This window comes from Pseudogemmobacter bohemicus (assembly GCF_003290025.1).
Lineage (GTDB): Bacteria > Pseudomonadota > Alphaproteobacteria > Rhodobacterales > Rhodobacteraceae > Pseudogemmobacter > Pseudogemmobacter bohemicus.
The window spans coordinates 15,942-30,650 of record NZ_QNHG01000003.1 but is presented as its reverse complement, the minus strand read 5'-3'; the positions used below and the strand labels follow the sequence as shown (position 1 = coordinate 30,650).

General features: G+C 60.4%; 11 protein-coding genes. All 11 read left to right on the top strand.

Going from position 1 to position 14,709, the window contains the following annotated elements; translation table 11 throughout:
- The first annotated feature begins 3 nt into the window (after window positions 1–3).
- The 11 genes from DRF71_RS14895 to DRF71_RS14845 all read left to right on the top strand — a co-directional run bounded on the left by DRF71_RS14895 (window position 4) and on the right by DRF71_RS14845 (window position 14,706).
- Window positions 4–696 (top strand): ABC transporter ATP-binding protein, encoded by a 693-nt coding sequence (locus DRF71_RS14895; RefSeq protein WP_112311375.1) that lies wholly within the window; start codon window positions 4–6, stop codon window positions 694–696.
- 193 nt (window positions 697–889) lie between these two features.
- A complete protein-coding gene (mads1, locus tag DRF71_RS14890; protein ID WP_112311374.1) occupies window positions 890–1,099 on the top strand; it encodes a methylation-associated defense system helix-turn-helix domain-containing protein MAD1 in 210 nt (69 codons plus the stop codon).
- Window positions 1,092–4,160, top strand: coding sequence for a BPTD_3080 family restriction endonuclease (locus DRF71_RS14885; RefSeq protein WP_112311373.1), 3,069 nt, complete (start codon window positions 1,092–1,094; stop codon window positions 4,158–4,160). The genes mads1 and DRF71_RS14885 overlap by 8 nt, the downstream gene beginning before the upstream one ends.
- Window positions 4,157–4,999, top strand: coding sequence for a DNA damage-inducible protein D (gene dinD, locus DRF71_RS14880; RefSeq protein WP_112311372.1), 843 nt, complete (start codon window positions 4,157–4,159; stop codon window positions 4,997–4,999). The genes DRF71_RS14885 and dinD overlap by 4 nt, the downstream gene beginning before the upstream one ends.
- Window positions 5,000–5,003: 4 nt before the next feature.
- On the top strand, window positions 5,004–7,913 hold the full coding sequence (locus DRF71_RS14875) for a site-specific DNA-methyltransferase (protein WP_112311371.1): 2,910 nt from the start codon (window positions 5,004–5,006) through the stop codon (window positions 7,911–7,913).
- Window positions 7,913–8,770 carry an HNH endonuclease gene (locus tag DRF71_RS14870; RefSeq protein WP_112311370.1) on the top strand — a complete coding sequence of 286 codons (858 nt, stop codon included), beginning with the start codon at window positions 7,913–7,915 and terminating at the stop codon, window positions 8,768–8,770. Before DRF71_RS14875 ends, DRF71_RS14870 begins: the two co-directional genes overlap by 1 nt.
- A complete protein-coding gene (locus DRF71_RS14865) occupies window positions 8,770–10,857 on the top strand; it encodes a UvrD-helicase domain-containing protein (protein ID WP_112311369.1) in 2,088 nt (695 codons plus the stop codon). The genes DRF71_RS14870 and DRF71_RS14865 overlap by 1 nt, the downstream gene beginning before the upstream one ends.
- A gap of 510 nt (window positions 10,858–11,367) precedes the next feature.
- Window positions 11,368–12,630, top strand: a complete 1,263-nt coding sequence (locus tag DRF71_RS14860; RefSeq protein ID WP_112311368.1) for a site-specific DNA-methyltransferase — start codon at window positions 11,368–11,370, stop codon at window positions 12,628–12,630.
- Window positions 12,627–13,994 carry a site-specific DNA-methyltransferase gene (locus DRF71_RS14855; RefSeq protein ID WP_112311367.1) on the top strand — a complete coding sequence of 456 codons (1,368 nt, stop codon included), beginning with the start codon at window positions 12,627–12,629 and terminating at the stop codon, window positions 13,992–13,994. The genes DRF71_RS14860 and DRF71_RS14855 overlap by 4 nt, the downstream gene beginning before the upstream one ends.
- On the top strand, window positions 13,991–14,500 hold the full coding sequence (locus DRF71_RS14850) for a hypothetical protein (RefSeq protein ID WP_112311366.1): 510 nt from the start codon (window positions 13,991–13,993) through the stop codon (window positions 14,498–14,500). Before DRF71_RS14855 ends, DRF71_RS14850 begins: the two co-directional genes overlap by 4 nt.
- Entirely contained in the window at window positions 14,497–14,706 is a 210-nt protein-coding gene (locus DRF71_RS14845) for a DUF7220 family protein (RefSeq protein ID WP_112311365.1), read from the top strand. The genes DRF71_RS14850 and DRF71_RS14845 overlap by 4 nt, the downstream gene beginning before the upstream one ends.
- Window positions 14,707–14,709 lie beyond the last annotated feature (3 nt).

The window sequence follows — 14,709 nt, the reverse complement described above, 5'->3', positions numbered from 1 at the left end:
CACATGACCCCGGGCGATATTCTGGTCAATGTGCAGGGCGTAGCTAAACACTATGGCGAGGGTGAGACCCGTGTCGATGCGCTGCGCTCCATTGATCTGCGCGTGCACGCGGGCGAGGTCATCGCCTTGCTAGGCCCATCGGGGTCCGGGAAGACAACGCTCTTGAACGTCATAGGTTGCATTCTTGCCCCGACCGCTGGCCGGGTCGAACTGGACGGGGACGCGGTGTTTGACGGCAAATGGCTGCGCAGCGATCTGCGGCGGCTGCGGCTGGACAAGATCGGCTTCATTTTCCAGGCACATAACCTTCTGCCCTTTCTGACGGCAGAGGAAAATGTCTCGGTCGTATTGGATCTTGCCGGTTGGCCTGCGGAGAAGGGCCGCGCCCGTGCGCGCGAACTTCTGGATTATCTGGAGGTCGGACATCGCGCCAAGGTCAAACCCGCTCTCCTGTCAGGGGGAGAGGCCCAACGTGTTGCCATCGCCCGCGCGCTGGCCAACAGGCCCCGCATCATTCTGGCCGATGAACCCACCGCCGCGCTCGACAGTGGTCGGGCGCAACTTGTGATGGATCTCTTGCGTAAACTCGCAACCGAACAAGAGGCCTGCATCATTGCCGTGACCCATGACGAAAAGATCTTCGACCGCTTCGACCGCCTGATCCACCTGCGCGATGGTCGCCTTGTGGACGCCTGAACAAAGGAGAAGGCCATGCCCACCCGCACCCGTTCCCTGACTGTCGCTGCCATCGTCGCCATCGCTTTCGGTCTGCTGACCATCGTTTCGGGCGCACGCGCGCTTTTCTTCACAACTCAGAGCAATCCAGCGCTAGTAAAGTCTGGCAAAGTCTGGCAGCTTCACTCTAAACATTTCGAGAAGGAGCAGGTCCATGGCGGACCCTATTCTCACTTTGCCAGAGGTTGCGGTTTTGTTGAAGGTTGCCGAGAAAACTGTCTACACGATGGCGCAGACGGGCCAGATTCCGGCGTTCAAGGTGCGTGGGCAATGGCGGTTCAAACACGACGACCTTGACGCGTGGATCGACGAGCAAAAGGCTGCAACGAAAGCGAACATCGGAAAAGGTTCTTCGGATGTCTGAGCAGTTTTTTGAGAAGCCAATTCTGAATTCACCATACGCCTACCCAGCTAGGCATTGGGAACTTGATCCCGATGGCCAGCCGACCAATCGCATTCTAGACAATCGGCGACGCTCGGACCTCATCACTCCAGTTCCAAAGACCAAAAAGCAGCGGCAGAACACGAAACAGGGCGCACTGCTTCTTGGTGCAAACGACGATCTTTCGACGACAGATCAGGAATACAACCCAACCCCGATCATTAACGAGATCAGGGGCTATGTCGAAACCTGGCGCGGCCTGCCAAACCCTGATCAATGGCTGGTCACACCAGAGACCGCCCGCTTGTTGGAACATTGGCGGCACCACAAGTTCGAGGGCATCCGTCCGTTTTTTTGCCAGATTGAAGCGGTGGAAACTGCCATCTGGCTGACCGAGGTTGCGCCCAAGATGGGGCCGCGTGTCGCCAAGTTCTGGGCGCATATCAAGGGGGCGAACGAACAGGCCAATCCGGAACTGATGCGTCTTGCACTGAAATTGGCGACCGGTGCGGGCAAGACTACCGTGATGGCAATGCTGATCGCCTGGCAGACGGTCAACGCCGTGCGTCACCCGAACAGCAAACAGTTCTCGAGCCGGTTCCTTATTGTTTCGCCAGGCATCACGATCCGGGACAGGTTGCGTGTTCTGCTGCCGAACGATCCCGAAAGCTACTATCGCAGCCGCGAGATAACGCCGCCCGACATGCTGCGCGATATCCAGAGCGCCAAGATTGTCATCACCAACTACCATGCGTTCAAACTGCGCGAGAAACTTGTGATCGCCAAAGGTACGCGACAGGCACTTGAGGGCTGGCGCGGCGAGAAGGTTCAGACGCTGGAAACCGAGGGCGAGATGATCCAAAGGGTCATGGGCGACCTGATGGGCCAGAAGAACATCGTCGTTCTGAACGACGAAGCGCACCATTGCTATCGCGAACGCGTGAAGGATGCTGTCGGCGAGACAGAGGACGAGCTGAAAGGCGATGACAAGAGCGAAGCCAAGGAGAACAACGAAGCTGCCAGGATGTGGATTTCGGGGCTAGAAGCGGTCAAACGCAAGCTGGGGATCAGCCTGGTCTACGATCTGTCTGCGACGCCGTTCTTCCTGCGCGGTTCTGGCTACATAGAGGGAACGCTGTTTCCCTGGACGATGTCTGACTTCTCCCTGATGGACGCCATTGAGTGTGGCATCGTGAAACTGCCGCGTGTGCCGATTGCTGACAACATCCCAGGCGGCGACACGCCGAAGTTCCGCAATCTTTGGGAGCACATTGGCAAGAAGCTTCCAAAGAAAGGGCGATCTGCAGGTAAAGCACTCGATCCGCTCAGCCTGCCAGTAGAATTGCTGACCGCGCTTGAAGCCCTTTACGGTCATTACGAAAAGACCTTCCACCTTTGGGAGGAAGAAGGGATCGGCGTTCCGCCAGTTTTTATCGTCGTTTGCAACAATACGGCGACATCCGAACTGATTTACAAATACGTCTCAGGCTTTATTCGCGAAAAGGATGACGGAGAAAGCTCTGTGTTGGAAAATGGGCGACTTGCGCTGTTTCGCAACTACGACGACTTCGACAACCGGCTGCCGCGCCCAAACACCATCCTGATCGACTCCGCCCAGCTTGAATCCGGGGAAGCTTTGGACAAGGATTTCCGCGAAATGGCTGCGACGGAAATTGAACAGTTCAAGCGCGAAATGATCGAACGCACAGGCGACCTGCACGCTGGCGACAAGATCGATGAATCCACCCTGCTGCGCGAGGTGATGAACACTGTCGGCAAGAAGGGCAAACTCGGCGAACAGATCCGTTGCGTCGTATCCGTTTCCATGCTGACCGAAGGCTGGGACGCCAACACCGTCACACATGTTTTGGGTGTGCGCGCGTTCGGAACCCAGCTCTTGTGCGAACAGGTCGTCGGCCGGGCGCTGCGGCGTCAGTCCTACGAGTTGAACGATGACGGCCTTTTCAACGTCGAATACGCTGATGTCCTTGGCATCCCCTTCGATTTCGCCGCCAAGCCAGTGGTGTCACCTCCGGCCAAACCGCGCGAAACCGTCCGCGTGCACGCCGTCAAACCCGACCGCGACGCGCTAGAAATCACCTTTCCTCGAGTCGAGGGTTACAGGGTTGAGCTGCCGGATGAACGGCTCGAGGCAGATTTTGGCCCGGATCACGTTCTCGAACTGACGCCTCAGCTGCTTGGCCCATCCACAACCACCAATCAGGGGATCATAGGCGAAGGTGTGGACCTAAATTTGGAACATCTGGAGGACATGCGCGCGTCCACCATCCTGTTCCACTTGGCGCGACACTTGCTCTACACGAAGTACCGCGACCCGGGCGAGGAACCGAAGCTGCACCTGTTCGGCCAGCTGAAACGCATCACCCGCCAGTGGCTGGACGGTGGTTATCTGAAATGCACAGGCGGCACCTATCCCGCCCAACTGGTCTACAAGGAAATAGCCGACATGGCTGCCGAGCGGATCAAGGCGGCCATCACCTTGACCCTCCAAGGCGAACACCCGGTCAAGGCAATCCTCGACGCTTACAACCCCACCGGCACCACCGCCTTCGTCAATTTCACCACCTCGAAGGAACTTCGCTGGCAGACCCGCCGCGACAAGTCGCATGTCAACTGGGTGGTCTGCGACAGCGACTGGGAGGCAGAGTTTGCCCGGGTCGCCGAAAGCCACCCGCGCGTGATGTCATACGTGAAGAACCAGGGGCTGGGCCTCGAGGTGCCTTACCTCCACGGCTCCACCCCGCGCAAGTATATCCCAGACTTCATCGTCCAGATCGACGATGGCAGCGTCACTTCCGAAGGCATGCCCGACCCGCTGAACCTGATCGTCGAGGTCAAAGGCTACCGCGGCGAGGATGCCAAGGACAAGGCCAACACCATGCGCAGCTACTGGGTACCGGGCGTCAACAACCTTGAGAAATTCGGGCGCTGGGCCTTTGCCGAGTTTACGGCTGTCTATGAGATGGAAGAAGAGTTCAACAATCTGATAAAGAAGCATATTTCCGAAGGGGTACTGGCGTGAAAACCGAAGTCATTCAGCAACTCACCGTCAGTTTTGAAGTCCACGCACAGCAAACCGAGTCGGGAGTCGAGTATTGGCTCGCCCGCGATCTCCAGATTTTGCTCGGATATGCCAAGTGGGACAACTTCCTGAATGTGATCACCAAGGCAAAGACGGCCTGCGAGGTGTCTGGCCATGACGTCCGTGACCATTTTGCCGACGTCGGGAAAATGGTCGAACTCGGCTCCGGCAGCCGCCGCGAGATCGACGACATCATGCTCACCCGCTTTGCCTGCTACCTGATCGCCCAGAACGGCGACCCCGCAAAGTCCGAGATTGCCTTCGCCCAGACCTACTTTGCCATCCAGACCCGCCGTGCCGAACTGATCGAGCAGCGCATGCTGGAATCCGAACGCCTTGCTGCTCGCAAGAAGCTGACGGAAACCGAAAAGGAACTGTCAGGCGTCATCTATGAACAGACGGGTGGCAACCAGGACTTCGCAACGATCCGCAGCAAGGGCGACCACGCCCTGTTTGGCAAGTCCACTGCAGCGATGAAGTCGCATTGGAAGGTGCCGGACAATCGCCCCCTGGCGGATTTCGCGCCGACGATCATCCTGAAAGCCAAGGATTTTGCGACGGAAATCACGATTTTCAACGCCCGCGAACATAACATGCAGTCCGAACGGGCAATCTCGTCGGAACACTTCACCAACAACGACGCCGTGCGCAAAACGTTGCTCAGCCGCGGCATCCGTCCAGAATCCCTTGCACCCGACGAAGACATCAAAAAGGTGGAACGGCGCCTCGTCTCGGACGAGCGCAAGTCCCTGACAAAACCTGAACGACTGGAAGACTGACCCCATGGCCAAGAAACCCATCGAGGTCGAAACCCTCACCCACGACGCCACGCGCAAGAACATCCCGACGGCCGAGTTCGAAAGCCTGATGCGCGATCAGGACAAGACCCCCATCCAGCTTGCCTACGAACGCCGCAACCGCGATCTGGACCCGCAGTTGGTGTGGCGCGGCAAGGATGAGCAGGACTGGTCCGACCTGATCGTTCAGGCGCCCCCCTTGTATATCCAGGAAAAGGTCCACCCGAAGGTCATCATCGACGACCTGAAACGCGAAAGCGCCAACCGGGCCAAGGCGGCCAAAGACGCCCCGCAGTTCGACATGTTCGCCGATTTCAACGGCCTGCCCGATGCCGAGGCCGCGACCGAGTTCTACCAGCACGATCAGCACTGGTCGAACCGGATGATCTCGGGCGACAGCCTGTCGGTGATGGCATCCCTGGCCGAGCGTGAAGGCTTGCGCGGTCAGGTCCAGTGCATCTATTTCGACCCGCCCTATGGCATCAAGTTCAACTCCAACTTCCAGTGGTCCACCACCAGCCGCGACGTGAAGGATGGCGACAAGACCCATGTGACGCGCGAACCCGAACAGGTCCGCGCCTTTCGCGACACCTGGAAGGACGGCATCCATTCCTACCTGACCTACCTGCGCGACCGGCTGACCGTGGCGCGCGATCTGCTGAGCGACAGCGGCAGCATCTTCGTGCAGATCGGCGACGAGAACGTCCACCGCGTGCGGGCGCTGATGGACGAGGTGTTTGGGGATGACAACAACGTATCTCAGATCACATTCAAGAAGACCGGTGGCCAGAGTTCGGGTGCATTGGCAAACGTAGTGGACTTCATTCTTTGGTATTCAAAATCTGCATCAAAACTCAAATATCGACAGCTATTTGATGCAAAAAATCCAGGCGATGAAGGAGCCACAAACTACACTTGGATCGAAACTGAAATTGGCGAACGCAGACCGCTCACCGCAAAAGAAAAGCGTGGTGAGGAACCAATCCCTGATCGATCCAAGATCATGCAGCCATATCCGATGTTCTCTGATGGCCCGTCTGCACGGGATCAGCCAATGAAATGGCGTGGATCAGTCTATGAACCTTCAAGCAATTCGCACTGGAAGACTCACACCGCAGGCTTGAAAGTCGTCGCTGCGGCGGATCGGTTCGTGGCACAGGGAAAGACTCTTCGCTTTGTGAACTATTTAGAGGACTACAACGTAACTCCTCTCTTCAACATCTGGACTGATACGCAAACGAGCGGATTTGGCGCGGATCGACTATATGTCGTGCAAACTCTGCCCAAAGTCGTCGAACGCTGTATCCTGATGACCACCGACCCCGGCGATCTGGTGCTCGATCCCACCTGCGGCTCGGGCACCACCGCTTACGTCGCCGAACAATGGGGGCGGCGCTGGATCACCATCGACACCTCTCGCGTCGCCATCGCCCTCGCCCGGTCCCGCCTGATGGGCGCGCGCTATCCCTATTACCTGCTGGCCGACAGCGTCGAGGGGCAGCAGAAAGAGGCCGAGGTCACACGATCAATCCCCAAATCCACCCCCACCCACGGCAGCATCCGCCAGGGCTTCGTCTACGACCGCGTGCCGCACATCACGCTCAAATCCATCGCCAACAACGCCGAGATCGACGTGATCTGGGACAGGCTCCAGCCCGCCGTCGAAGACGCCATCGCCACCCTGAACGCCGCCCTTGCCGGCCACCCCACCCAATTCAAGGTGGAAACCGGTGGCCGCGCAGGCGCAAAGATCGACTTCACCGCGACGGGGCAGGTCAAGCTCCCCTCCGGCGAAATGGCCCCGGCGAACAGCTTCATGGAATGGGAAATCCCACGCGAGGCCCCTTCCGGCTGGCCCGCTACCGCGCAAGCCGCCCTGAAACAGTTCTGGGAGGCGCGCATCGCCCGCCAACGCGAAATCGACGCCAGCATCAGTGCCAAGGCCGAGTTCGAATACCTCTACGACAAGCCCTTCTCCGACAACGGCAAAACCCGCGTCGCAGGCCCCTTCACCGTGGAAAGCCTGTCGCCCCACCGCACCCTTGCCGTCGATTGGGATGACGAGCTGATCGACACCTACGAGGCCGCCGAGGGCAAGCGCAAGGCCGCCGAGGCCCCGCGCGACTTCACCGACTTCGCCCACATGATCCTGGAGAACCTGAAAGCCGCAGGCGTGCAGCAGGCGCACAAGGAGGACCGGATCACCTTCACCAGCCTGAAGGGCTGGCCCGGCAACTGGATCGCGGCCGAGGGCACCTTCATGGAAGGCGACACCCAGCGCCGCGCGGGCGTGTTCATCGGGCCGGAGTTCGGCACGGTGTCCCGCCCCGACCTTGTGGCCGCCGCGCGCGAGGCGGGCGATGCCGGTTTCGACGTGCTGATCGCCTGCGCCTTCAACTATGACGCGCACAGCAGCGAGTTCGACAAGCTGGGCCGCATCCGCATCCTGAAGGCCCGGATGAACCCCGACCTGCACATGGGCGGCGACCTGAAGACCACCGGCGTGGGCAACCTGTTCGTGATCTTCGGCGAGCCAGACATCCGGATCACCGCTGCTGGCGACGGCATGGTGCAAGTCCAGGTCTTCGGCGTGGACGTGTTCAAGCCCCAGACCGGCGAGGTGCAGAGCGAAGGCACCGACGGCATCGCCCTGTGGATGCTGGACACCGACTATAACGAGGAGTCGTTCTTCGTCCGCCACGCCTATTTCCTCGGCGCCAACGACCCCTACAAGGCGCTGAAAACCACGCTGAAGGCCGAGATCGACGAGGAGGCCTGGGAGAGCCTGTATTCGGATACGTCGCGTCCGTTCGCGAAGCCGAAGTCAGGCCGGATCGCGGTGAAGGTGATCAACCACCTCGGCGACGAGGTGATGAAGGTGTTTGCGGTGGAGTGATGAAAATTGGCGCGCTGATCCAGCACTACATCCCGATCATCTTTGAATACTGCGAAAAGCGGGATCATTCAGAGTTTGATCGGCTGTGTGATCGCGCCTATTCGAAGGCCACGCTGGACGTCAACTTTCCGTTCTGCAAGCCGGTCGAAGACATCTCGGCCGTGGAAAACCGGCGGTACTGGTCACAGATCTATGTCGTGCGCGGCAGAACCGTCCGCGTCACCAGCCAATGGTTCGACCCTCCGACCAGCAAGAGCCGATCCAGCCTCGTCCGGTATCTGGAACGACAGGGCATCGATGTGATCGAAGCTGCCCGCGCCGCGCCTGGGGGTGCAAGCAGTGACACCATGTCCGTCGACAGAACCGTGCGCGCTTCTCGGGGCCGGTTCAAAGGCAATGCCATCGGAAACGCCCAGAACCTGCTGGTGCGCAACATCCTAAGCAACTTCGGCGACGAGAGTTTTGGTCCAGAGCAATGGCAACAGGTGATCGACGCCTTTGGCAGGCGCTGCGCTTATTGTGGGCAGGACGGCGAGTTGCTGATGGATCATGTGGTGCCGATCAACAAGCAATCGCTTGGCGAACATCGGCTCGGTAACCTTGTCCCGAGTTGCAAGCCTTGCAACGCGAACAAGGGCGACAAGGATTTCCGCGCCTTCCTGTCCAATTATCCAGATCGGATTGCGCAGATCGAATCGCACATGGAACGCCACAACTATGTTCCGATCAGCGAAAACGAACAAATCCGGCAGATCATCGAGTTGGCGCACAAAGAGGTCGCGCAGGTTGCGGGCCGCTACATCGACATCATCAACACCCTGATGGCTGGACAGCGTCGCGCAGGGGGCGAGGACTGATGGAATTTCGGATCGCCGACACCTTTACCGACAGCCTCGGCCGCCTGACTGCGCAAGAGCAGAAGGCGGTCAAGACTACCGCTTTCGACCTGCAGCTCGACCCAACCTCGAACGGTCTGTCCTTCCACAAGCTCGACCGCGCCAAAGATACGAACTTCTGGTCCGTGCGGGTGAATGCAGACATCCGGATCATCGTCCATCGCACGGCCGCCAGCATCCTGCTTGTCTATGTCGATCACCACGACGATGCCTACAAATGGGCGGAACGGCGCAAGATCGAACGACACCCGACCACCGGCGCCATGCAGCTTGTCGAGGTGCGCGAACGGGTCGAAGAGGTGGAGATCTTCAAGCCGAGGGAAGTGGTCGCCCCAACACCTACCGCCAAACCTGCCGCTCGCTTGTTCGACAACCTGCGCAAATTCGAACTGATGGCCTTTGGCGTTCCCGAGGAATGGGTGAACGACGTCCGGGCGGCTACCGAAGAAACCCTGTTCGACCTCATCGAGCACCTGCCGCAAGAGGCGCAGGAAGCGCTGCTGAAGCTGGCCGTGGGCGAGAAAGTGCAACCACCCGAGCCAGCACCGGTTGAGGCGGACCCCTTTGCCCATCCCGATGCCCAGCGCCGTTTCCGTGTGCTGACCAATGCAGAAGAACTGAAGCAAGCGCTGGATTACCCTTGGGACAAATGGGCGGTATTCCTGCACCCCGCCCAAGCCGACCTGGTCGAGCGGTCCTTTAACGGCCCGACCCGAGTGTCTGGATCGGCAGGAACTGGCAAGACAATCGTCGCATTGCACCGTGCGGTCTATCTGGCGCGCGTCAACCCCAACTCCACTGTCCTGCTGACGACCTTTTCAAAGGCGCTGGCAAATTCCCTGCGGATCAAATTGGCCAGCTTGGTGGGTGGCGAGCCAGCCATCGCCGCCCGAATTGTCGTCAAGGCGATCTCGGCGGTTGGCTATGACCTCTATTCCGAACAGTTCGGCCAACCACAGATCGCGGCACCCGCGATGGTCCGTTCACTGATCATCAAGGCTGCATCGGAAATCGAAGGCCACCGCTTCTCAGCTCACTTCCTTGTGGGTGAATGGGAGGACGTTGTCGACGCATGGCAGCTGCGCACATGGGACGAATATCGGGACGTCTCGCGCCTTGGTCGAAAGACCAGGATCGGCGGCAAACAGCGCGAAGCTCTCTGGGCAATTTTCGAACGCGTGAGGGCGGGCCTGTTGGAACGACGCATTGTGACGTGGGCCGATGTATTTGGTCGATTGTCGGAAAGCATGGCCGCGAAGGGTAGCGGCCCCTTTGATTTTGCAGTGATAGACGAAGCGCAGGATCTGGGTGTGGCTGAAGCGCGGTTCTTCGCAGCAATCGCTAAAGGCCGAAATGATGGCCTCTTCTTCGCGGGCGATCTCGGCCAGCGCATCTTCCAGCAGCCGTTTTCGTGGAAGGCGTTGGGCCTTGATGTTCGCGGCCGTTCGCACACGTTGCGAATCAACTATCGCACATCGCATCAGATCCGGCTTCACGCTGACAGACTGTTGCCAGCGACCGTCTCTGACGTTGACGGAAACGCTGAGGGACGGCGTGGCACAGTGTCGATGTTCGACGGCCCGCCGCCTATAGTCGTGGCGTGCACGGATGCTAGCAATGAGTGCAGCATCGTCGGCGATTGGATCAGCGCACGGCTGAGGGAGGGCTGTGCGCCCAGTGAGGTGGGCGTTTTCGTGCGGTCCGATGCGGAACTGAAACGCGCTCGGGCTGCGGTGAAGGCTGCAGGTGCGCGCGCCGTTGAACTGAACGACAAGGTCGAAGTCGAAAATGGAGCTGTCGCCATCAGCACGATGCATTTCACCAAGGGCCTGGAATTCCGATCAGTCGTCGTCATGGCCTGCGACGACGATGTTATTCCGCAATCGGACCGCATTGAATCGGTGGCTGATGATGCTGACCTTGAAGAGGTCTACAACACCGAACGGCACTTGCTTTATGTCGCATGCACCCGTGCGCGCGACCATCTTTTGGTAACGGGCATCACGCCGGTGTCCGAGTTCGTCGATGATTTCCTCAAAGGGTCTTGATCAGACCGATTGATCAGGCAGGGTAGTGGCTCGGTGAAAGCTGAGGCCCCCCGGCATGGTTCCTCCCGGGCGCAATCTGTATACGGGGGGGCTGAGCGCGGCATTTCGCTAGCGACTGGCTTCTTCACCGGGGAATCCACTTGGAAGCCACCCCGGCGGCCCTGCGGGAAATTGTGACTCAATTTCAGAACCTTACCCGACAGCATCGGTGGCCAGGGTGGATTCCTTTTGGAAGCCACGGAGTCCACTTGGTGGGTTCATTTGGCCAGAAAAGCCATCTTCGGAAGCCACCCTCAGGCCAGATCGGCAGAACACCTTGATTCCACGCCACAAAATGGATTGACATTTCTAGCCCCCTTGACGTACCCCTTGATTGTCGAAGAGTTGCGCCCGGAGGAAACCCCTCGCGGGCGCTTTTGCTTTCCCCCATCGCGGACCCTGACACAGCAACCGGCGTTTGCCGGGGCTTGCATTGGTCTGTCCGCCCTGCCCCGGATCCGAACCCCAACCATGGACCTTGTCTTTGCGCCGAGCCAGATCGAGAGCTGGCCGATCGACCGGCTGCGCCCCTATGCCCGCAATGCCAAGATCCACGGCACGGACCAAGTCGCCAAGATCGCGGCAAGCATGGCCAAGTTCGGCTGGACCGTGCCTTGCTTGGTGGCTGACGATGGCGATCTGATTGCGGGCCACGGTCGGGTGCTGGCCGCCATCATGTTGGGGCTGACCGAGGTGCCGGTGATCCGGCTTGGCCATCTGGATGAAGCGGAGCGCCGGGCGTACCGGATCGCGGACAACAAATTGACCGAGTTGGGCGAATGGGACGAGGCAATGCTGCGCGACGAGATCGCGGGGCTGCTGGCCGAGGATTTCGACCTTACGCTGCTGGGCATCAGCGAGGATGATCTCGATGCGCTGTTGCGGGATCCCGATGCGCTGGGCGGCGATGGCCCCGTCGAGGGCGAGGACGACGTTCCGGAGTTACCGGTCACCCCGGTCTCAGTGGCGGGTGACCTTTGGCAGCTTGGATCGCACCGGCTGATCTGCGGCGACAGCACCTCTGCCGATGTCGTCGGGCGGCTGCTCGGCGGCGTGAAGCCGTTGCTGATGGTGACGGACCCGCCTTACGGCGTGGAGTATGACCCAAGCTGGCGCAACCAGGCAGGAGCGGCCAATACCAAGCGCACCGGCAAGGTGCTGAATGACGACCGTGCCGATTGGCGCGAGGCTTGGGCACTGTTCCCGGGCGATGTCGCCTATGTCTGGCACGGCGCGCTTCACGCGGCGACGGTTGCTGAAAGCCTCTTGGTTGCAGGCTTCGCCATCCGCTCGCAGATTATCTGGGCCAAGGACCGGCTGGTCCTCAGCCGCGGCGATTACCACTGGCAGCACGAACCCTGCTGGTATGCCGTCCGCGCCAAGGGCAAGGGGCACTGGGCGGGCGACCGCAAGCAGACCACGTTGTGGCAGATCGCCAACCGCGATCAAGATGCCGACACGGTGCACGGTACGCAGAAGCCTGTCGAATGCATGCGGCGCCCGATCCTGAACAACTCCAGCCCCGGTCAGGCGGTATTTGAACCCTTCATGGGATCCGGCACCACGCTGATCGCGGCCGAAACTACCGGGCGCGTCTGCTTCGGCGTGGAACTGAACCCGGCCTATGTCGACGTGGCCGTGGAGCGCTGGCAGTCATTTACCGGCCAGGAGGCCGTGCTGGTGGAAACCGGCGATAGCTTCGCCGACCTGAAGGCGAAAAGGCTGGCGGCATGAACGCGCCCCTGCTGCCGGGCCGGATTGAACATTGGCCACTCGCCCGGCTGAAACCCTACGCCCGAAACGCCAAGACCCACGACGCCGGTCAAGTCGTGAAGATCGCCGCAAGCATGGCTGAGTTCGGCTGGACCGTGCCAGTGCTGGTGGCGGCCGACGGGGAGTTGATCGCGGGCCATGGTCGCATCCTGGCCGCCGCCCACCTTGGCCTGTCCGAGGCCCCGGTCATCGTGCTGGGGCATCTGACCGAGGCGCAGCGCCGGGCGTATCGCATCGCCGACAACAAACTGACTGCGTTGGGCGGCTGGGACGAGGCCCTGCTGCTGCAGGAACTGCAGGCGCTGCTGGCCGAGGACTTCGACCTCGGGCTGATCGGTATCCCCGAGGATGAACTGGATGCCCTGCTGCGCGCGGGCGACGAGGACAGGACGGTGATCGACGACGATGCCGCCGATGCCATCCCCGATCCACCTGCCGAACCCATCACCAAGCCGGGTGACATCTGGGCGCTGGGCAAGCACCGGCTGTGCTGCGGCGACGCCACCGATGCGGACGCCGTCGCTAGACTGATGCAGGGCGAACGGGCCACGCTCATGTTCACCTCACCGCCCTACGCCCAGCAGCGCGACTACGGCGCCGCCAAGGAAAAGGTCGGCGATTGGGATGCGCTAATGCAGGGCGTGTTCGCCACGGCACGGGTCAAAACGGACGCGCAACTGCTGGTCAACCTCGGCCTCGTGCACCGCGACAGCGAATGGCAGCCCTATTGGGAAGGATGGGTCGAATGGATGCGCGCCTCTGGCTGGCGGCGATTTGGCTGGTATGTGTGGGATCAGGGCCCCGGTTTGCCGGGCGACTGGAACGGCCGCCTGGCTCCGTCGCACGAGTTCATTTTCCACTTCAACCGCAGCCCGCGCAAACCGCACAAGACGGTCCCGTCCAAACACGCGGGCGAAACCCTCGGCGGCGGTGGGCTGCGCGGAGCCGACGGCACCGTCCACGCCAAGACCGGCACCGGCAACGCGATCCAAAGCCATCGCATTCCCGACAGCGTCTTCAGAATCATGCGCCACAAGGGCGGGCTGGGCGCGGCCGGATCGCACCCGGCGGTCTTCCCTGTAGCGCTGGTCGAGGCCGTGCTGACAGCGTTCTCGGATCCGGGCGACCTGATCTACGAGCCGTTTTGCGGCTCCGGCACCCAGATCGTTGCCGCCGAACGGGCTGGGCGGCGGTGTTTCGCAATGGAATTGGACCCGGTTTACTGCGACGTCGCCGTGCGGCGGTGGGAGATGGCGACGGGGCGAAAGGCGCAGTTGGAAGATCGCAACAAGACCACCATTGGCAAGGAGACACGAAAGACATGATCATCGATAACCCGATCTGGCGAAACGCCGACCTCATTCGGATCATTCCGATCACACGCGCGGACCTGAACCAGGCCATATCCCGAAACGACTTTCGGCCTGAAAACACACCCAAGCCCGGAAAGCCGCGCTGGTACGGCTGGAGAGACGTGGTGTTGGTTGCTGCCGCACAGGACTTGCGCAAACTTGGCTTTGGTCCGTCGATCGCATTTGGGCTGGTGCAAAACTATCTGTCACCGTTTCTGCGGGCTAGCATAGACGCCCCGGACGATTGCGCAGGAGTGCTTTGGCTTATCCACCCAAGTGACGACCATCTCAACATTGAGACCCCGTGTGAGTTCCTGCGGCACACCGAATACGAGGAACTCCTTGTCACGCCAGACGAGAGCGCTTGCATCATCGTGAATATCGGTCGCATTGCAGCCCGCGTTCGCAATGACCTGCAGGCGACCGAGACTGCCAAGGTCATCCGTGAGGAATTTCAAATCACAGGACCGGTGATGTGACCCAATCGCGCCGCATGTCGCTGATCGAAGCCGTCACCAATGTGGCGGTGGGCTATGTGCTCGCCGTCACCACGCAGATCTTGGTGTTTCCACGGTTCGGCCTAAACTCGAGCCTTTGCGAGAACCTGGCGCTGGGCGCGGTCTTCGTCGGCATATCGCTCCTGCGCAGCTACGCGCTGCGCAGGCTGTTCGAGCAATGGCGATAACAG

What these genes read in the sequence shown, in the direction of transcription:
- DRF71_RS14895 (WP_112311375.1), top strand. Translation starts at nt 4, where the DNA reads ATGACCCCGGGCGATATTCTGGTCAATGTGCAGGGCGTAGCTAAACAC.
- mads1 (WP_112311374.1), top strand. Translation starts at nt 890, where the DNA reads ATGGCGGACCCTATTCTCACTTTGCCAGAGGTTGCGGTTTTGTTGAAG.
- DRF71_RS14885 (WP_112311373.1), top strand. Translation starts at nt 1,092, where the DNA reads ATGTCTGAGCAGTTTTTTGAGAAGCCAATTCTGAATTCACCATACGCC.
- DRF71_RS14875 (WP_112311371.1), top strand. Translation starts at nt 5,004, where the DNA reads ATGGCCAAGAAACCCATCGAGGTCGAAACCCTCACCCACGACGCCACG.
- DRF71_RS14870 (WP_112311370.1), top strand. Translation starts at nt 7,913, where the DNA reads ATGAAAATTGGCGCGCTGATCCAGCACTACATCCCGATCATCTTTGAA.
- DRF71_RS14865 (WP_112311369.1), top strand. Translation starts at nt 8,770, where the DNA reads ATGGAATTTCGGATCGCCGACACCTTTACCGACAGCCTCGGCCGCCTG.
- DRF71_RS14860 (WP_112311368.1), top strand. Translation starts at nt 11,368, where the DNA reads ATGGACCTTGTCTTTGCGCCGAGCCAGATCGAGAGCTGGCCGATCGAC.
- DRF71_RS14855 (WP_112311367.1), top strand. Translation starts at nt 12,627, where the DNA reads ATGAACGCGCCCCTGCTGCCGGGCCGGATTGAACATTGGCCACTCGCC.
- DRF71_RS14850 (WP_112311366.1), top strand. Translation starts at nt 13,991, where the DNA reads ATGATCATCGATAACCCGATCTGGCGAAACGCCGACCTCATTCGGATC.